The organism is Phytohabitans sp. LJ34 (assembly GCF_052068095.1).
Classification (GTDB): Bacteria; Actinomycetota; Actinomycetes; order Mycobacteriales; family Micromonosporaceae; genus Phytohabitans.
Map to the genome: position 1 here is coordinate 247,596 of NZ_JBQHDG010000013.1, position 18,177 is coordinate 265,772.

The window sequence follows — 18,177 nt, forward strand, 5'->3', positions numbered from 1 at the left end:
CGGTAGGTAGGCGGCGGGGACCACCGCCCCGGTCGATCGTCACCCGATGACCCTGACTTTCGGCAGGGTTCCACCCCCTGGACCAGCGCTAACGTCGAGGCTGTGCGACGCATGGCGACCGACCTCCTGCTCTGGGTGGTGCTCGCCTTCGCGCCGGTGACCGGCTGGCTGGGCCATCGCGGATACCCGTTCTGGCTGCTCGTGCTCGCGATCGCCGGGCTCGGCGCGGCGGTGGTGGTGGGCCGGCGCTTCCCGCTCGCCTCGCTGTTCATCGTGGTCGCGCTCACCGCCGTGGACGGCAACTTCTCGTTCGCGCTGCCGGTGGTCTCCTACCTCGTCGGCCGGCGGATGGCGAGCGTGGTGCCGGCCGCCATCGGCTTTCTGGCGATCGTGGCGGTCGCCACGCCGTACGTGCTCGTCGACGCCGGCTTCTTCGTCTGGACCCAGATGGCCGGCGTGCTCGTGTACGCGGGGCTCTTTCCCTGGCTGGTCGGCCGCTACCGGCGGCAGCAGCAGGACCTCGTCGCGGCCGGCTGGGAGCACGCCGAGCAGCTCGAGCGGGAGCAGCGGCTGGCCGCCGACCAGGTACGGCTGCGCGAGCGCACCCGGATCGCCGAGGACATGCACGACTCGCTCGGCCACGAGCTCAGCCTCATCGCGCTCCGGGCCGGCGCGCTGGAGCTCGACCCCGGCCTCGACGAGCGCCACCGCGCGGCGGCCGGTGAGCTACGGGCCAGCGCGGGGGCGGCCACCGACCGGCTCCGCCAGATCATCGGCGTGCTGCGCGACAGGACCGACGCGGCGCCGATCCGGCCGGTCGACGAGGACATCGCCGAGCTCGTACGCCGGGCGAAGGAGTCGGGCATGGCCGTCGACCTCGACGCTGAGCCGGGCTCGCTGCCCCCGATGGTCGACCGGGCCGCGCACCGGGTCGTGCAGGAGGCGCTGACCAACGCCAACAAGCACGCGCCGGGTGCGGCGGTCACGGTGCGGATCCGGCACGGCGAGGCGGAGGCGACGGTCACCGTCAGAAACGCGCCACCGCCCGCCGGCCCACTCCCCTCGGTCACACCGGGTGGGCGCGGCCTGGTAGGGCTCGGTGAGCGGGTGCGGCTTGCCGGCGGCACGCTGACGGCGGACCGGCTGCCCGGCGGGGGCTTCGAGGTGGTGGCCCGGCTGCCGTACGCGGCCGAGCCCGCACCGCCGACGCCCGAGTCTTCGACCGACCGGCGGCGGCTCGTGCAGCGCCAGGCCCGGCGCGGCCTGATCGCGGCGGTCGCGGTGCCCGTGGCCCTGGGCGCGGTGCTCGGCGGGACAGCGGTGGCCTACTACGTGTACGCGACGGAAAACTCCGTGCTCCCGCCGGACCGGTACGCCCGCCTCGACGTGGGCATGGACCGGGCCGCCGTGGAGCGGGTGCTGCCGGACCGCGAGTGGCTGGACGCTCCGGCCGAGGACGACGGGCCCGGCGGCGACTGCCTCTACTACCGCTCACACGGAGACGTGCTGCGGGCACAGCTCGACATCTACCGCCTGTGCTTCGCGGACGGCCGGCTGATCGCGAAGGACGCGCTCAGCCGCCCATGACCCGCTGTCCCAAATTTGACAGATCAGCATTTGCGGCAGGAGGTCCGCGCCGGGCGGCGACGCGGGGCGCCCTTGCCCTCGGCGTCGCCGACCCGGCCGGAGATTGGTAGGAGCGGGGGCTGGAGGCAGCTTGGCAGGCTTGGCAGGAAGCCCGCCGCTCCTGTCACATGAGCATGGCTTGTGCGAGTCGCATTTGCAAGAGACTCAACATGATCATTCATGGTACGTTTCGCCCCAGGGGCTTGGATCCGCGCCGCCGCGGTTGTACATGTTCAAATGTGTCGTGTCACGGGAGGGAGGAGTCGTGGACGGCACGAGCCCGACCGTCCAGCGGCGCCGGCTCGGACTCGCACTGCGGACATTGCGGCAGGCGCGAGGGCTGACCGGCGAGCAGGTCGGCGAGCGGGTCGAACGTTCCGCGTCGTGGATCTCCCGTGTGGAGGGTGGCCGTATCGGCATCCGCGGGCGGGATCTGCGCGACCTGCTCGACCTGTACGAAGTGGACGACGCCGCGCGCCGCGCCGAGCTGCTGTCCCTCGCCGAGAGGGGGCGGGCGCGCAGCTGGTGGAGCGAGTTCAGCGGCTCGATCTCGGAGCCGTACGCGACCTTCATCGGCTTCGAGGACGAGGCGACCCGCTTCGACTCGTACGAGCCGGGGGTGGTGCCGGGCCTTCTCCAGCAGGAGTCGTACGCCCGCGCGCTGCTCGAGAGCGGCCTCCCCCAGCTGAGCAAGCGCGAGGTCGAAGACCGCGTGCAGGTGCGGCTGCGCCGGCAGGAGGTGCTCCGCAAGCCCGACCCGCTGCGCCTCTCCCTCGTCCTACAGGAGAACGTGCTGCGCCAGCGGGTGGGCAGCGCCCAGATCATGCGCGACCAGCTGCGCCACCTGATCTGGGCGGCCCGGCTGCCAAACGTCGACCTGCGGATCCTCCTCGACGAGCAGACGAGCCCGATCGGCAGCTTCCATCACTTCGTCGTGATCTATCTGGAATCCGATGTCCCCGATACGGTGTACGTCGAGGATTTCGCAGGGGGACGGTTTGAACGCGCCGGTAGCATCCGGCCGTACCAAGAAACGTTCGAGCGATTTAACCGTCTAGCGCTCGATCCAGGCGAGTCGATTACTAAGATCGAATCCGCCATGGCTGCCCCCTAAGAATGTGAGAACGATTCTGTGTTGACGAACTCTTGGCGCAAGAGCTCGCGCAGCTACAACAACGGCGACTGTGTGGAAGCGCGCCGTGACGCCGCCACCGTCGAGATGCGAGACAGTAAGGACCACGGTGGGCCGGTGCTCGGCTTCCACCAGGACCGCTGGCAGGAGTTTCTCGACGGCGTCCAGCTGGGCGAGTTCGACCGCCCGTAAACCCTTGGGCGGGAGTGCGGCCCGGTCGCCGCACTCCCGCCGCCCGCTCAGGCGTCGCGCCGCCTCAGCACCGCGTAGCCGGCCGCCAGGATCGCAGCCGTCCAGGCCACCAGGATCAGCGCACCGCCCGCGTCGCCGTCCGCCACGAACCTGCCGCCGGCCACGCCCGGCAGGTAGTCGGACGCCGGTTCGGGCACCACCATCGACAGACCGACAAGCAGCACCAGCACGGCGGAAAGTGTGCCGACCGCGCTGCGCAGGGCGGCGCCCATGCCGACGCTGAAGATCGCGATCAGCGCCAGGTAGGCCGCGATCCGCACGGCCACCGCCACCGCCTCGCCGCCGTCCACCACCGCGTAGTCGCGCAGGCCCAGCCGGGCGGCGGCGAGGCCCGCGACGGCCAGCACGAGCCCGGCGGCGAACGTCACCGCCGCGGCCACCCCGGCCTTCGCCAGCAACACCCGCCCGCGTACCGGCACCGCGCGCAGCGTGGCCCGGATCGTGCCGGAGGAGTACTCCGCGGTGATCACCAGCATGGCGAGCGCGATCACCGCGAACTGGGCGAGCGACACCGACCCGGCCGCGGGCTCGGCGATCGACTGCGTGAGGGCCGCCGTGTCGCGTACCGACTGCTGCTCGGGGTGCTCCAGGTCGTACGCGAAGTCGTTGCCGAGCAGGAAGGCGCAGCTGCCCATCAGCACCACGCTGCTCGCGAGGCACCACCACGTGGACCGCACCGTCCACAGCTTCACCCACTCGGCCGCCGCGGTCATCGGCCCTCCCCGGGCACGGGTGTGGCGTACTCGACGCTCGCCGCGGTCAGCTCCAGGTAGGCCTCCTCCAGCGACGCGTCCCGGCGGCTGAGCTCGTGCACGCGCACGCCCGCCTCGTACGCGATGTCACCGATCCGCTCGATCGGCGCGCCGGAGACGGTGAGCTCGCCCGGCCCGGTGTGGTGCGCGGCGATCGTCGCGGCCGCCAGGCGGTCGCGCAGCACCTCGGCGTCGGGGGTGCGCACCCGGATGGCCGTGGTCGAGCTGCCCGCGATCACCTCGGCGATCGGGGCGTCCCGGATGATCCGGCCCTTGCCGATCACGACCAGGTGGTCGGCGGTCTGCTGCATCTCGCTCATGAGGTGACTGGAGACGAAGACGGTGCGGCCCTCGGCGGCGAGCGCGCGCATCAGCTGGCGCACCCACCGCACCCCGTCGGGGTCGAGGCCGTTGACCGGCTCGTCGAAGATCAGCACCTCGGGGTCGCCGAGCAGCGCCTCCGCGATGCCGAGACGCTGGCTCATGCCGAGCGAGAAGCCGCCGGCCCGCTTGCGCGCCACGTGGCCGAGGCCGACCGTGTCCAGCACCTCGCCCACCCGCCGCTCCGGGATTCCGTTGCTCCGCGCCATCATCCGGAGGTGGTTGCGGGCGCTCCGCCCCGGATGCACCGCCCGCGCGTCGAGCAGCGCACCAACCGTCCGAAGTGGACTCTTCAGCTCCGCGTACGGCTTGCCGCCGACCAGAGCGGTGCCCGCCGTGGGCCGGTCCAGCCCGAGGATCATGCGGATGGTGGTGGACTTGCCGGAGCCGTTCGGCCCGAGAAACCCGGTCACCCGACCCGGCGCGATCCGCAGCGAGATGTCGTGCACCGCCGTGGTCGCGCCGTACCGTTTCGTCAGGCCGGTCACAGTGATCGTCATACGGCCGACGCTATGGACGGGTGGGTGACCGCCGCAGGGCCCGATCGTCACCCGCTCCCCCTGACTTTCGTCAGGTCTGGCCTTTGCCCTGCGTGGCCCTCCCCTGACGGTTACGGTGAGTGCTGAGGCGCTCCGCCCCGGGCAGTGCGCGAGCGCCGTCGTCCGCCGGCCTCGACGACGCGGCCGGAGGAAGGAGAAGCACCATGAGCACCGCTCGCGACATCATGCATCCGGGATGCGAGTGCATCGCCGAAGACGACACGCTGGAGAACGCCGCCCGGATGATGCGGGACCTCCAGGTGGGCGCGCTGCCCATCTGCGGCAGAGACGACCGCCTGAAGGGCATCATCACCGACCGCGACATCGTGGTGCGGTGTGTCGCCGAGGGCGGCGACCCCCGTTCGATGACCGCCCGCGACATGGCGCAGGGCACGCCGATCTGGGTCGACGTCGAAGCCGACCAGGACGAGGTGCTGCGCCTCATGCAGAGCAACAAGATCCGCCGCCTGCCGGTGATGGAGGGTCAGCGCATCGTCGGCATGATCAGCGAAGCCGACCTCGCCGTACACCTCGACGAGCACCGCCTGCACCAGTTCGCCGAGAGCATCTACTCGGCGAGTCCCACCAACTGACCGCTCGCTCGGACGGGGGCGCCACCTCGGCGCCCCCGCTCCCACGCCGCCTCTAGAGAGCTTTCGCAGTTGGGGTTACGCGCGTGGCGGCGCTCCGGCAGATTTCCCCCCGTCCGTGTCAGCTGGAGACCGTATGCTCCCGCGGGCACCGCTCCCGGCCGGCGGCTCGCCAGGGCGAGCCGAGATCCCCGGCCGTCCACTGCCAGCTCCGCGAGACAAGCCCCGACCACCGCCAGCATCCTGACACAGCGTCACCAGCTACGGGGTCAGGCGTTGGATCTAGAACGCTTAGGGTTGAAATAGCGCCCAAACTCTCCAAGATCTCGCACCGGACACCGTTCACGCCACCGCGGCGGTTACTCGCGGTGACGGCGCATCTGTCCGGTCTGTTGCCCGCCGCTTCGGCACGGGGCATTGGGGACAAACGAACCACGCGCGGGGTGAGCGTGACCAGCGGCGGACGGGTGAGGCCGCGGGAGCAGCGGTCTGGACCACGACGGACATCGCGGTAGCTCAAATCTGCCTTTGAATCGAGCCCGAGACCGCGGCGACCCTAACTCCGAAAGGTCTCTAGAGAGCTTTCGCAGTCGAGGTCACCGCTGATCGCGCGGTGATGCTTTTAAAGCAGATTTGCCCCCGTCCGCGTCAGCTGCGGACCGTATGCTCCCGCGGGCACCGCTCCGGCCGGCGGCTCGCCGAGATCCCCGACCTCCGCTGCCAGGCCCGCCGGACAAGCCCATCGGGGTCCACGCCCCCGAGGGATCTTGGTATGGAGCTGCCCCTCGGGGGGCCAATTCGTACCAAGATCTATCGTTGGCAGACTCCGCGACTCCGAAGGGTCTCTCGTGCGGTGGCCACACTAGCGCTCCTGCATCAGGCCTATCTTGTGGCCGTCGGGGTCGGTGAAGAACGACATCCAGAGCTCGGTCGCGCCGTCACGGTGCACGACATGTGGCGGGCCGAACGACTCGACGCCCGCCGCGACGAGGCGGGCGTGCTCGGAATCGATGTCGTCGACGCGGAAGTAGAGCGTGCACCGGCTGGCGAACTCTTCGCGCTCCGGCACACCAAGGTAGAGCCGGACGTCACCGCTGGCGAAGAAGGCCATCGGCTGGCCGGGCACCTGGAAGAGCAGCGGGATGCCGAGCACGTCACGGTAGAACACCACCGCACGGTCGATGTCGCGCACGCTGACGTGGATCTGGGCCACCGGACCGAGTGCCATGGCCACCTCCCGGACAGATGCTTAACTATGGTAAAAGGTTAACCATGGTGAAGCAGTCGAGGCAAGCACGGCTGCCTGGGCGGCCCGCGGGAGTGCCGGCCGACGAGCGCCACGAGACTGCCAACCTGTTGCACTCGGCGGCGCTGCGGCTGCTGCGCCTGGCGCGCGCCCGGGATGTGGGCATGGACCTCGACGGTCCGCGCGCGTCACTGCTGTCGGTGGTCGTCTTCGCCGGGCCGCAGCCCATTACCCGGCTGGCCGCCATCGAGCAGGTCTCGCCGCCGGCCATCACCAAGCTGGTGGCCGCCCTGGAGGCGGACGGCCTGGTGGTGCGCGAGCGCTCGGCGACCGACCGCCGCGTGGTGCTGGTGACGCCGACAGCGGCCGGCCGCCGCCTGCTGGAGCGCGGCCGGGCGGCCCGGGTGCGCGCGGTGGCCGGTCTGCTGGACGGCGCGTCGCCCCGCGACCTGGCGATTCTCCGCCGCGCCGCCCAGATCATCGCCGCCCGGCTCTAGCCCGACCGGAGCGCGGCGACCACGATCGTGGCTTCGGCGCCGGCTACCCGGATGGGGTGGCGGGCCAGCGGGTGCCAGCCCTCCAGCGGAGCGTCGCCATGGAGCAGGGCGACAAGGCGGCCCGACGGGTGGAGCACGCGGCGAAGCTCGGACCACAGCCGGGTCGGGTCGGCGGCGAGCGTGCCCCGCGCGGGCACCTGGCGTTCCCATGGCGGGTTGGCCAGGATGCGGTCGACGCCGCCGGCCCGCAGCGGCAGGGCACCCGCGTCGGCGTGGAGCAGGCGCAGGCCAAGCCCGCTGGCGTTCGTGCGCGCGGCACGCAGCGCCGCCGGGTCACGGTCGGCGCCGTAGAGGCGGGCTCCCGTGCTGGACGCCTCGATCAGCAGGGTGCCCGCGCCGCAGCACGGGTCGAGCACCACATCGCCGCGCCCGACGCCGGCCAGCCGGACCATCGCGGCGGCCACCGGCGGGTGCAGCGTGCCGGGCACGCTCGCCCGCTTGTAGTCGCGGCGGTGGGCGGGACGGTCAGCCTGGCGTACGGCCACCGTGGCCCGCTTGCCCTCGATCGTCACCCGCCACGAGGTGGTGCCGGGCGGTGGGCGTACGCCGCCGCGGCGCGAGTGGTAGGGCACGCCCAGCACGCTCGACAGGTACGCGCCGACGGCGTCCTCGACGTCGTACCGGCCGAAGCGGCGGGCGCCCACCACCGTGGCGGAGACGTCGAGCGGCCGGCGTGGCGCCCACGAGAGGTCGCCCAGCTCGGTGAGGTGGCGGAGGTCGTCCTTGGTGTGGCCGATGCCGTGCAGCACGGCGGCCACGAGCAGTACATCGTCGGCGGTGGGCAGGGCACGGGTCGCGGCGGCCGGATCCGGCGAGGTGAAGTGCACCTCGCGGTGGCCGATGAGGTCGACGTGGCCGAGACCGCGTTCGCGGATCTCGCTGGCGACCAGGATTTCCATGCCTCGCACCGTCCGCGCCAGGAGGCGCGCGCGCATCGTTCTTCTCCCGCGGCAGGACCCGGGACGGCGCCTCGCCGCCCCGCATCACCAGCGGTGGGAATGGCCCACGACCCGCCAGTGGGGGTCAGCGGGCGAGGAAGAAGAACGTCATGCGATCACCGTAGCCGCGGCCGGAAACGAATTTTCAGGCCCGCACCGGCACGCTGGCCACGACCGGGGCGCTCGGCTCGCGGGAGGATCCGTCGGACGGCTCGATCGTGACGCCGAGCGTGTCCATGCCGCGGATCTTGTCGATCAGCTTGGTCGCCCCGCCCTCACCGGCCGGGAGCACCCCGCGCGAGGCGGTCGTGCCGGCGGCGATGAACCACAGCTGGTACGCCCGGTCGGCGCCAGGCGCGCGGGCGCCGGAGAGCATGACCACGCCCTCGTCCAGGCTCTCCGAGAGCACCATCGTGATCTGGCCGCCACCGGTCACCGGCGCGGAACGCAGCTGCGCGTCGGAGGCGGCGAGCACGGCCTCGACCCGGGCCGCCTCCGCGCGCAGGGCCTCGGCGGTGGCCCGCTCGTCCTGTACCCGCTGCTCTTGCGCGACATAGGAGACCGTGCCCGTGCCCGCGGCCAGGACCACCGCGGCGGCCGCGGCGACGGCGAGCGACCGGCGCCGCAAGCCGCCTGCGGCGGGTGAGGCGGCACGAGCCGGGCGGTCCGCATGCCCCGGAGGCACCTGGCGGGTCTGGCGGATCTCGGCGAGCACGTTGCCGCGCAGCCGGGGCGGCGGCACCGACCAGGCGCCGTCGGCCAGCCGGGCGGCGGTCTCCTGGAGCTCGGCCACCTCGTGCGCGCAGGACTCGCACTCCGCCAGGTGGCGGGCGAAGGCGGCCCGTTCGACGTCGGAGAGCGCGTGCAGCGCGTACGCCCCGGCGAGCGCGTGGACGTCTGTCGTCACGCGGTCACCTCCACGCCCAGGCAGTCGCGCAGCCGGATCAACCCGTCGCGCATGCGCGTCTTGATGGTGGGCAGCGCGGTGTCGAGCAGCTCGGCGACCTCGCGGTAGGTGTAGCCGCCGTAGTAGGCCAGCGTGATCGCCTCGCGCTGGAGGCCGGTGAGCGTCTGGATGCACCGCCGCACCTGCTGCTGCTCCAGGTGTGCGGTGGCCTGGTCGACCACCTCGTCGTACGGAGTCTCGCCCTGCGTGGCGGCCAGGCGGCGGGCCCGATCGGCGCCGGCCTGCTCGGAGCGGACCCGGTCGACGGCGCGGCGGTGGGCGATCGTGAAGACCCACGCGGTGGCCGAGCCGCGCGCCGGGTCGAAGCGGCTGGCGGTGCGCCACACCTCGACGAGCACCTCCTGGGCCACCTCCTCGGCCTGGGCGGGGTCACGCAGGACGCGCCGGGCCAGCCCGTACACCCGGGGGGCCACGAGGTCGTAGAGGCGCTCGAACGCGGCCTCGTCGCCCCGCGCCACCGCGCGGAGCAACTCGTTGGCCTCCATCGCGGGCTCCGGCGCCAGCGGGGGTACGGCCGACAGGTGGTCCGCCCGACGCGGCCCGTCGTTGGCGCCGTCGCTCATGAAAGCCAGCCTCTCGCCGATCATTTGCGCGCCCATATCGGTACTTCGGAGCCGTACGGTACCCGGATTGCTTGATCGATTGTTACCAACGTGTTGCTGCTGCATCCATATCGTCCACTTGGCTTGTGCAGTACCCCTCCGGAGGGTGGACGCGGCCGTAAGACTCGCGGAAACTATGCCGGAACTCCCAGTAGTTCGAAAACTCCCAGCCGCGTATCAAAACCCCTTTGAGGATCCCTCATGGCCGAGCCGATCCTGGTGGTCGATGTCGGCACATCGGCTGCCCGCGTCGCGTTGGTCGTCGGTGACCAGTCCGGGCTCCTGCGCGAGCCGGGCACCGGCAGCCTGGTCTGGCCGTCTTCCGTCTGCCTCGACGACGCCGGCTACCTGGTCGGCACCGCCGCCGAGCGGCGCAAGCGGGCCATCCCCCGGCGCTACATCGACGGGCCGCGGCGGGCCGTCGACGCGCAGGCGTCGATGTGGCTGGAGGGGCGGGAGGTCACCGGCGGCGAGGCGCTGGCCGCCTATCTGACGGCCGTGCGCGGCGAGGCCCGCCAGCAGTATGGCGCGGATATCGACCGCGTGACGCTCACCACACCCGCGTCGTACGGGCCGGGAGACCCGCGTCGCGACGTGCTGATCGCGGCTGGCGGGATGGCCGGTTTCTCCGATGTGGAGCTGCTGTCCAGCGCGGTGGCGGCGGCACTCGACCCGGAGACCGGTAGCGGGCTGCCGTCCGGGGCGCTGGTGCTGGTCTGCGTGCTCGGCGCCACCTGGACCGTCTCGCTCGTGCGGGTGCGGGGCAACCACACCGTCCAGCTGGCCCAGGAAACCTCGGCCGCCGGCCACGACCTCGACGCCCTGCTGATCGACGATCTGCGCTCCGAGGGGCGCCCGTGGCTCGAGCCGCTGCTCGCCGCACCCGGCGACGCGGGGCTGCGCGCCTACTACGAGGCGATCGACTTCGTGCGGCGGCTCAAGCACCAGCTCGCTGACGCCGAGGAGGTGGCCGACCACCTCACGCCGATCGCGCCGCCCTACCGGCTGACCCGCGAGTGGCTGGCGGCGTTCGCGGAGCCGGCGTTGCGGTGGCTGGCCGCCAGCTGCCACGCCGTGCTCACCGCCGCCGGTGCCGCGCCGGCCGACGTGAGTGCCGTGGTGCTCGCCGGGGGCGGCGCGCGGCTGCCGATGGTCGAGCCGGCCCTGCGCGGCGCGCTCGGCCACCCGGTGCGCCGGGCCGCCGAGCCGGAGCTGGCCGTGGCCCGCGGCGCGGCCCGCTGGTCGGTCGGCGCGCTCAGCCGCGCGGTGCCCGCGGAGCGGCCGAGCTGGCGGGTCGAGCCGGTCGCCTGGGACATCCCCGGGGGCCGGGCCGAGCTGGTGCGCTGGCTCGTCGCGGAGGGCCAGCCATATCCCGCGGGCGCGGTCGTGGCCCGGGTGCGGGTGCCCGACGACCGCGTCTTCGACCTCGTCGCACCCCAGGCCGGCACCCTGCTCGCCCACCGCGCCGCGCCCGGCCAGCAGGTCGGCCCGGTGCTCGTCGCCTCGGCCGCGAAGACGCCCAAGGCGCTCGCCGAGCACGCCCCGCCGCTCGAGCACCGGCTGGATGTCGCCGGCTCCTGGCTGCTCACCCCCGACCGCCAGCGCCTGGTGGAGTGCGACGGCGCCGGCCGATACGTGCGATACCGGGCGGTCGGCGACACCGCCGTGACCGCCGAGTTCGTCCCGGAGCTGGGCGGCGCCGCGCCCGTGGGCGGTCGGGTCTTCGTCGGGCCGGATGGGCGGCTCTGCCTCATCGCGTGGGATGCCGAGGGCTGGTTCTCGGTCTGGGATGTCGACACGGGCAAGCTCGCGACCCGCTTCCGCGACACCGGCGGCACGTCCGACGTGCGGGTCAACGAGGTCGAGTGGCGCCTGGCCACCGAGACCGAGGGCAAAGCGGTGGGGCGCTACCGGCGTTCCACGTTCACGATCTGGGATCTCCGCACCGGCAGCCGGATCGACAAGGTCTCCGACGAGGCGTGGAGCCGCCGCCACCCCGACTACTCCAGCCGCAGCCGCACCCAGGGCTTCGGCACCACCGTCGCCAGCCCCGACGGCCAGCTGCGCGCCGCCATGCTGGAGGCCAGCGACGGCTCGTGGGTGCTGCTGGTGCACGACATCGCGACAGAGCAGGAGGTGTTCCGGGCGCACGAGACGCCGGGCCGGCGGGCACTGGCCGGGTTCAGCGCCGACGGGCGTCACCTGCTGGCCAATTGGGAGTCCGAGGGCAGGAGCCTTGTCGATGTCTGGCACGTCTGAGACCCCACCACCGTCCCGGCCGGGCGACGCGCCAGTGCTGGTTGTTGACTTCGGCACCACCTCCTCGGCCGCCGTCGTGGTCGCCGGCGACGAGGTCCGGCCCGTGCCCGAGCCGGTGACCGGCGCCGCCACCTGGCCCTCCGCCGTCCTCTGGGATGGGCAGCAGATGTTCGTCGGCACGCTGGCCGAGCGGCGCAAGCGCTCGGAGCCGGAGTCGTACGCCGCCGAGTTCAAGCGCGGGCTGGCGGCGGACTCGTCGGTGATGCTGGGCGGGCGCCGCTTCCGCCCGGTCGAGCAGGTCGTCGCGCTGCTCACCGCGCTCCGCGCCGAGGCCGAGCGCCTGCACGGCGGCCCGATCGCCCGCACGCTGGTGACAGTGCCGGCGAGCTACGCCCCCGGCGACCCGCGCCGCGCCCGCATGCTCGCCGCCGCCGAGGCCGCCGGCCTGGAGACCGTCGAGCTGCTACCCGAGCCGGTCGCGGCCGCCTTCGCGCCGGTGGCTGGTCCACCCTTCACCCCCGGCGACCTCGTCTTGGTGTACGACCTGGGTGGCGGCACCTTCGACACCGCGGTCCTGCGCATCGGCGAGCGGTGGCACGAGGTGCTCGGGCACGCGGCGCTTGACGACTGCGGCGGCCGCGACATCGACGCGCTGCTGGCCGGCCGCATCCACGCCGAGGGCCAGGAGTGGCTCGCACCGCTGCTCTCCTCCGCCGCCGCGAGCCCCAACGACCCGGCCGCGCTGCGTCTGGGCATGGCGGTCACCGACTTCGCCCAGCGCCTCAAGCACCAGCTGAGCGACGCCCCGACGGTCGAAGACTTCTTCATGCCGAACGCGCCCGCCTACCGGCTCAGCCGCCCCGACCTCGGCGCGCTGGCCGCACCGCTGCTGGGCCGCACGGTGTCCTGCTGCACCGACCTGCTGGCCCGCGTGGGCGTGTCGCCACACCAGGTCGCGGCCATCTTGACCGTGGGCGGCGGGTCACGCATGCCCGCCGTGGCCGAGCTCCTCCAGCAGACGCTACGGCTCCCACTCCGCACCGTCGACGAGCCCGAGCTGGCCACCGTGCAGGGCGCGGCGCGCTGGCTGGCCCGCAGCGGCCCACGCCGGGTGACCGCCGCCACGTCGCCCGAGCCGTCGGTGCCGCTGTCGTTCGCGATCCCGGGCGGCTCAGCCCACCTGCTGCGCTGGCTTGTCGCGCCCGGCCAGACGTACGTGGCGGGCGTGCCGCTGGCCCGCGTCCGCCTGACCAGCGGCGCCATGTGGGATCTCACCGCCCGCGTGCCCGGCACCCTCGACCGCCTGCTGGCCGCCCCAGGCACGGAGGTCACCGCCCACGACTGGCTCGCGCTCGCCCGCCCGTAGAGAGTCGGCCCTGTCGGCTTGCCTCGAAGCCCGATCCCAAGAATTTCGAGCTACCGCAACGTGCGCGGTGGTCCAGACCTAATGCCACCGCTGCTCCCGCGGCTCACGCTCGCGTTTGGTCGCGGTCACCCCTTTGCTCGGCGGATGCACGGCCCGCAGTGCACGCCTTCAGGAGGCCTTCGCCGCCCCCTATGAACCATTTGTCACTTTCCCGTGGAGCGACGAGCTTCGCCCACTGAGTACCTTATTTGGACAGAGATTTGAGCTACCGCGACGTCCGTCGTGGTCCAGACCGCTGCTCCCGCGGCCTCACCCGTCCGCCGTTGGTCGCGCTCACCCCAGCGCGCAACCGGCCGGAAGGAAAGAGGGCGGGGTGACGGAGCTCGCGCCGGGCGGTGGTCGACGTTTGTCCAGAATGTCTGTTCCCGGATCGGCGATCCGGGAAAGCAACGGGGTCGTCGTCGCCGCGGGTAACCACCACGAAGGTGCGAGCGGCGCGAGGCTCGAGATCTAGGAGAGTTAGGGCGCCATTTCAACCCTAGATCTCCTAGATCTCGAAGTCTGGTCCCGTTGGATGGTTACGTTGCGTCGGGATGGTGCAGGTGGGGCCGCGAAGACCCCCTTCCGGGCTTGTCTCGCGGAGCTGGCAGTGGACGGCCGGGGATTTCGGCGAGCGCCGCGAGCCGCCGGCCGGGAGCGGTGCCCGCGGGAGCATACGGTCCGCAGCTGACGCGGACGCGGGCAAATCTGCCTTGAAGCAACGCCACGACGGGCGGCGGCCTTGAACCCGAAAGGTCTCTAGGTCTACTTCCAGACGATGCATAAATACCAACCACACGATCACGACCCCACCACGGCCCAGCCGTCCCCAAGCCGCAGCCAGCGCGCGAAGCCCGAGCCGTGCCGCACCAGGAGACCGAAACAAGGCCAGGCGGCCCCGCCGGAGGCGCCGAACTTAGGGTGAGTGGCAATGGGTCCAGACCGTCTTGCACCGCGGACGTGGCAGCGGAGGTCGGGGATCTCGGCTCGCCCTGCGAGCCGCCGACCTGCGCGGTCTCCGGCGGGAGCAGCGGTCCGCAGGTGACGCGGCCCGGGAAATGTTGGCTTTAAGAAAGGGGTTACGGCGCGGCGCGGACTCCGATGTGGACGGTGCGGGCGTCCAGCCAGTAGATGTCTTCGCGGAGGCCGAGCCAGGCCGTATCGCCCGAGTCGAGCAGGCGATCCCACGCCTCCAGGTCGGCCGGGTCGAGCAACCCGGCCGGCCGCAGGTGGTCGACCCGGTGGGCGAGCTTGTCGAGGACCCTGTTGACCTCGGCGTCGGTCAGCGGCAGCTCGCGCTCGAAGAGGGTCGTCCGTGCCGTGACGTCGACCAGGCCGGCACGGCGGAGGCACTCGCTCCAGCCGTACGGCATCCGCACCGACCCGGGCAGCCCGGCCCGCATCGACGCGAACCACCGGTCCTGCGCCGCGTCCAGCCGCACCTCGAGCCCGGGGTCGCCTATGCCGACGTCCCATGGCAGGTGGCGGGCGGGCAGTCCGCCTTCGGCCAGCGCCAGCCGGCCGCCCGCGCCGAGCAGCCCGGCGAGCGCGTCGACCGCCGCCTGCTGGTCGCCCGCGTGGTGTACCGACGCGGAGGCCCACACCAGGTCGGCCGGCTCGCCGAGCGCGGCCCGCAGGTCGGCGAGGTCGCCGCCGAGGTCGGCCGCCACAAATTCCAGGTGCGGGGCGCGCTCCTTCGCCGCCGCGAGGATCGCCGGCTCCCCGTCGACGCCCACGGCGCGCCCCTCCGGGCCGAGCGCGGCCGCGAGCGCGCGTGTCATGCCGGCGCCGCCGCAGCCCACGTCGACCGCGAGCCGGTCGTCCGGGCGGACCAGTGCCGCCGCGGTGGCCGCATACCAACCCGCTTCCTCGCCGGCGAGACGACCGAGATGTGCCGTTTGTTCAGACCAGACCACGGTGTACGGATCTTCACTCGTCACCGGCCCATTGTGGTCCTCTCCTGCCACGGCAGGAGGCCCGTGCGCCGCCCGAAGGCCTACTGTTCGGATGTGGTGACCCAGTGGATCGGCCGGCTCTTCGACGAGCGGGCCTGGCCGGCGCGCGTGGCGCTGCTGCTCGTGCTGGCCGTCGGCTACCTGTTGGTGATGCGCGGCTCCGCGGCGGGCGCGGCTGACTGGATCCTCGCCCTGACCGCGGTGGTGGTGAGCGCGGGCGGCGGCCGGTGGCCGCTGGCGACGACGCTCGTGCAGATGGGGCTGCTGCTGGCGGCGTACGAGGTGGGGCACCACGCGGCGGTGATCGTGAAGGTCGCCGCCGCCATCGCCCTCTTCGAGCTGGCGATGCGACGCTCGGGCTGGCAGGTGGCGGTCGGGACGGCCGCACAGGTTTCCGTGTACGTGCTCCACCCCACCGGAGGCGTGGCCGCGCAGCTCTACCGAGCCGCCGTCATGATCGGCGCGCCGGTGCTGCTCGGCGCGTACATCCGCTCGGTACGCCAGACGGCCGCGCAGGCCCAGCGGCGGGTGGCCGAGGAGCAACGCCGCCGCCGGTCCGAGACGCGGACCGCGCGGGCCAACGAGCGGACGGCCATCGCCCGCGAGCTCCACGACGTCGTCGCCCACCACGTCGCCTCGATCGTGCTGCGGGTCGGTGTCGCGCGGCACGTGCTGCCGACCGACGACCCGCGGGTGCGCGAGGTGCTCGACGACGTTCACGGCAGCGGCACCGCCACGCTCGCCGCCCTGCGCCGGCTGGTGACCGTGCTGCGCGACCCGGAGGTGGGCGACACCCCGCCGTTCGTGGAGCCGGGTGAGCTGCACGCCGCCCTCGACGAGGTGGTGCAGCGCGGCCGCCAGGTCGGCCTCGACATCGAATCGTCGGTCGACCCGGCCGTGGGCGGCCTTGACCCGGTCCGCGGCCTGGCCGTCCTGCGCCTCACCCAGGAAGGCCTGACCAACGTGGCCAAGCACGCCGGCACCGCCGCCCGCGCCGAGGTTTCCATGCGCCTCACCCCGGACGACACGGTGCTGCTGGAGATCGTCGACGACGGCGGCACAAGCCCGCCGGCCCTCCCCACCGCCGGCGACGCGCCCGGGCACGGGCTCGTCGGCATGCGCGAACGCGTCGAGCTGCTCGGCGGCTCGCTGTCGGTGGGACGCGAGGGGCGCGGTTGGCGCCTGTCCGCCCTGCTCCCCTCGGCCTCGCCGCCGGCGCCCGTGCGTGCCACGAAGATCTGCCACCACAAGCCGGCTCCCGCATGATCCGGGTACTGCTCGTCGACGACCAGCACCTGGTACGCGCCGGTCTACGCATGCTCTGCGCCGCCGCCCCCGACGTCGAGGTGGTCGGCGAGGCCGACAACGGCGCCGAAGCGGTACGCCTGGCCGAGCAGGTGCTGCCCGACGTCATCCTCATGGACCTGCGCATGCCCGGCGTCGACGGCATCACCGCCACCGCCCGGATCCTGGCCGCCCGGCCGTCGGTGCGCGTGGTGGTCATCACGACGTTCGACGACGACGACCACCTCTATCCAGCGCTGGCCGCGGGCGCGTGCGGCTTCCTGGTCAAGGACGCCGCGCCCGAAGACCTGCTCGACGGCATCCGCCGCGCGGCGGCCGGCGACTCCCCCTTCAGCCCCGCGGTGCTCCGCCGCCTTGTCGCGTCGGCGGTGCACAGCCGCTCAGCGCCCACCGACCCGACCCCGCCCAGCCTCGGCCTCACGCCGCGCGAGACCGAGGTGCTCGCCCTGGTTGGCGAGGGCATGTCGAACGGCGAGATCGCCGAACGCCTCCACCTCGGCGTGACGACGGTGAAGACGCACATCGCCAGCCTCATGACCAAGACCAGCACCCCTAACCGGGTGCGGCTCGCCGTGCTGGCGGTCCAGTCCGGCGTGACCGGTTGAGATTCGAGCTCAGGGAGCGTGACCGCCCAGCAGGCGGAAGAGCAGCAACCACTGCTCAGGCCACACGTGACCGACCACTGTGGAGATATCCAGCCGCGCCGCGCGGAAGGCGCCGTCCACGCGGCGGGCCGGATAGCGCCGCCGCAGCGAGGCGTGCAGCGAGCCGCCCACGCCGCCGAAGCCCAGCTCCACAAAGGACCGGTAGGCCGCCATCGCCTGGGCGGGGACGAGGGGTGTCGGTCGCCGCTCCAGCCGCAGGATGCCGGAGTCGACGCGGGGCACCGGGCGGAAGGCCCGCCGTGGTATCCGTCCGGACAGTCCCCAGTGGAACTCCGGCCACGTCGCCACGGTCAGCCGGCTCCACCGTCCGTAGTCGCCGGTGCGTTTGCGGGCGTACTCCAGCTGGGTCACCAGCGTCGCCGAGGTGAGTGCCGGCGCCCGCAGGCACCACTGCACGATCGGCGCCGTCAGTGCGTACGGGATGTTGCCCACCACCGCGAACGGCTCGCGTGGCGGCCGGGCGGTCAGGAAGTCCTGGTGCCGCACGGCCACGTTCGACGGCGCCGCGAGCGCGGTCGCGAAGGCGGGGTCGACCTCGTACGCCACGACCCGTCCGGCGACCTCGGCCAGGCGGCGGGTGAGCCGCCCGTCGCCGGCGCCCACCTCCAGGACGAGTTCACGGCGGTGCGGAGCGGCGGCCCGTACCACGCGGTCCAGCTCGCCCGGGTCGTGCAGGAACGTCTGCGACAGCACCCGCCGGGTGCGGTCGCGCTCGTTGCGGATTCGTTGGGTGTTCTGCGCCACTGCCGGCGTCCTCTCCGACCGGCCCACACGAAAACGCGGGCCGGCAAAACGCGGACAGGCGCATGCGGAAGCGGACCCTGTCCGAGACGATCGGGGACTCGGAGGGCCCTGGAGAGAGCGCGGAGTGAGTGTGCGGCGGTCAGCCCAGGGCCGGACGCACCAGCCAAGGCCTGACGACGAAGGCAGGACCCCACGCACCCATCAGGGCGGGGGTCGTGTTGATCAGGGCGTGTGGCATGGCGACAACGCTAGCGCAATCGCG

At 72.8% G+C, this 18,177-nt stretch carries 17 protein-coding genes; 9 read left to right on the top strand and 8 right to left on the bottom strand.

All coding sequences use genetic code 11. The features are described from left to right. Positions 1-111: 111 nt before the first annotated feature. From ACTMTJ_RS23930 to ACTMTJ_RS23940, 3 genes are all read left to right on the top strand, one after another. A complete protein-coding gene (locus ACTMTJ_RS23930; RefSeq protein WP_441219989.1) occupies positions 112-1,587 on the top strand; it encodes a sensor histidine kinase in 1,476 nt (491 codons plus the stop codon). 304 nt (positions 1,588-1,891) lie between these two features. Further along, complete coding sequence (locus tag ACTMTJ_RS23935; RefSeq protein WP_441219941.1) at positions 1,892-2,740, top strand: helix-turn-helix domain-containing protein; 849 nt, start codon at positions 1,892-1,894, stop codon at positions 2,738-2,740. A gap of 18 nt (positions 2,741-2,758) precedes the next feature. Further along, positions 2,759-2,950 (top strand): DUF397 domain-containing protein, encoded by a 192-nt coding sequence (locus ACTMTJ_RS23940; RefSeq protein WP_441219942.1) that lies wholly within the window; start codon positions 2,759-2,761, stop codon positions 2,948-2,950. A 47-nt stretch (positions 2,951-2,997) separates the two neighbouring features. On the opposite strand, the gene ACTMTJ_RS23945 is transcribed toward ACTMTJ_RS23940, so the two are convergent. Next, a complete protein-coding gene (locus tag ACTMTJ_RS23945) occupies positions 2,998-3,723 on the bottom strand; it encodes an ABC transporter permease (RefSeq protein WP_441219943.1) in 726 nt (241 codons plus the stop codon). Further along, positions 3,720-4,643 carry an ABC transporter ATP-binding protein gene (locus ACTMTJ_RS23950; RefSeq protein WP_441219944.1) on the bottom strand — a complete coding sequence of 308 codons (924 nt, stop codon included), beginning with the start codon at positions 4,641-4,643 and terminating at the stop codon, positions 3,720-3,722. Before ACTMTJ_RS23950 ends, ACTMTJ_RS23945 begins: the two co-directional genes overlap by 4 nt. A gap of 203 nt (positions 4,644-4,846) precedes the next feature. Between ACTMTJ_RS23950 and ACTMTJ_RS23955 the strand changes: the two genes are divergently transcribed. Continuing rightward, the gene (locus tag ACTMTJ_RS23955) at positions 4,847-5,275 is read left to right on the top strand and encodes a CBS domain-containing protein (protein WP_441219945.1); all 429 of its coding nucleotides are present in this window, start codon (positions 4,847-4,849) and stop codon (positions 5,273-5,275) included. Between the two features lie 859 nt (positions 5,276-6,134). Here ACTMTJ_RS23955 and ACTMTJ_RS23960 read toward each other — a convergent pair. Then, entirely contained in the window at positions 6,135-6,500 is a 366-nt protein-coding gene (locus ACTMTJ_RS23960; protein ID WP_441219946.1) for a VOC family protein, read from the bottom strand. A gap of 47 nt (positions 6,501-6,547) precedes the next feature. Between ACTMTJ_RS23960 and ACTMTJ_RS23965 the strand changes: the two genes are divergently transcribed. Next, a complete protein-coding gene (locus ACTMTJ_RS23965) occupies positions 6,548-7,015 on the top strand; it encodes a MarR family winged helix-turn-helix transcriptional regulator (protein ID WP_441219947.1) in 468 nt (155 codons plus the stop codon). On the opposite strand, the gene ACTMTJ_RS23970 is transcribed toward ACTMTJ_RS23965, so the two are convergent. The 3 genes from ACTMTJ_RS23970 to ACTMTJ_RS23980 form a co-directional block, all read right to left on the bottom strand. Continuing rightward, positions 7,012-7,974: a TRM11 family SAM-dependent methyltransferase gene (locus tag ACTMTJ_RS23970; protein ID WP_441219948.1), complete on the bottom strand. Its 963-nt coding sequence runs from the start codon at positions 7,972-7,974 to the stop codon at positions 7,012-7,014. The two genes, ACTMTJ_RS23965 and ACTMTJ_RS23970, sit on opposite strands and share 4 nt — an antisense overlap. Positions 7,975-8,158: 184 nt before the next feature. Continuing rightward, a complete protein-coding gene (locus ACTMTJ_RS23975) occupies positions 8,159-8,920 on the bottom strand; it encodes an anti-sigma factor (protein WP_441219949.1) in 762 nt (253 codons plus the stop codon). Continuing rightward, positions 8,917-9,543 carry a sigma-70 family RNA polymerase sigma factor gene (locus tag ACTMTJ_RS23980; RefSeq protein ID WP_441219950.1) on the bottom strand — a complete coding sequence of 209 codons (627 nt, stop codon included), beginning with the start codon at positions 9,541-9,543 and terminating at the stop codon, positions 8,917-8,919. The genes ACTMTJ_RS23975 and ACTMTJ_RS23980 overlap by 4 nt, the downstream gene beginning before the upstream one ends. Before the next feature lie 240 nt (positions 9,544-9,783). Between ACTMTJ_RS23980 and ACTMTJ_RS23985 the strand changes: the two genes are divergently transcribed. Further along, a complete protein-coding gene (locus ACTMTJ_RS23985; RefSeq protein ID WP_441219951.1) occupies positions 9,784-11,841 on the top strand; it encodes an Hsp70 family protein in 2,058 nt (685 codons plus the stop codon). Continuing rightward, entirely contained in the window at positions 11,825-13,207 is a 1,383-nt protein-coding gene (locus ACTMTJ_RS23990; RefSeq protein ID WP_441219952.1) for an Hsp70 family protein, read from the top strand. The genes ACTMTJ_RS23985 and ACTMTJ_RS23990 overlap by 17 nt, the downstream gene beginning before the upstream one ends. A 1,118-nt stretch (positions 13,208-14,325) precedes the next feature. Here the strand turns inward: ACTMTJ_RS23990 and ACTMTJ_RS23995 are convergent. Next, positions 14,326-15,186, bottom strand: coding sequence for a class I SAM-dependent methyltransferase (locus ACTMTJ_RS23995; protein ID WP_441219953.1), 861 nt, complete (start codon positions 15,184-15,186; stop codon positions 14,326-14,328). 72 nt (positions 15,187-15,258) lie between these two features. Here ACTMTJ_RS23995 and ACTMTJ_RS24000 point away from each other — a divergent pair, with 72 nt between their 5' ends. Further along, positions 15,259-16,467, top strand: a complete 1,209-nt coding sequence (locus ACTMTJ_RS24000) for a sensor histidine kinase (RefSeq protein ID WP_441219954.1) — start codon at positions 15,259-15,261, stop codon at positions 16,465-16,467. Then, positions 16,464-17,111: a response regulator gene (locus ACTMTJ_RS24005; RefSeq protein ID WP_441219955.1), complete on the top strand. Its 648-nt coding sequence runs from the start codon at positions 16,464-16,466 to the stop codon at positions 17,109-17,111. Before ACTMTJ_RS24000 ends, ACTMTJ_RS24005 begins: the two co-directional genes overlap by 4 nt. Positions 17,112-17,120: 9 nt before the next feature. Here the strand turns inward: ACTMTJ_RS24005 and erm are convergent, their stop codons facing one another. After that, positions 17,121-17,915: an ErmE/ErmH/ErmO/ErmR family 23S rRNA (adenine(2058)-N(6))-methyltransferase gene (erm, locus tag ACTMTJ_RS24010; RefSeq protein WP_441219956.1), complete on the bottom strand. Its 795-nt coding sequence runs from the start codon at positions 17,913-17,915 to the stop codon at positions 17,121-17,123. Positions 17,916-18,177: the final 262 nt, after the last annotated feature.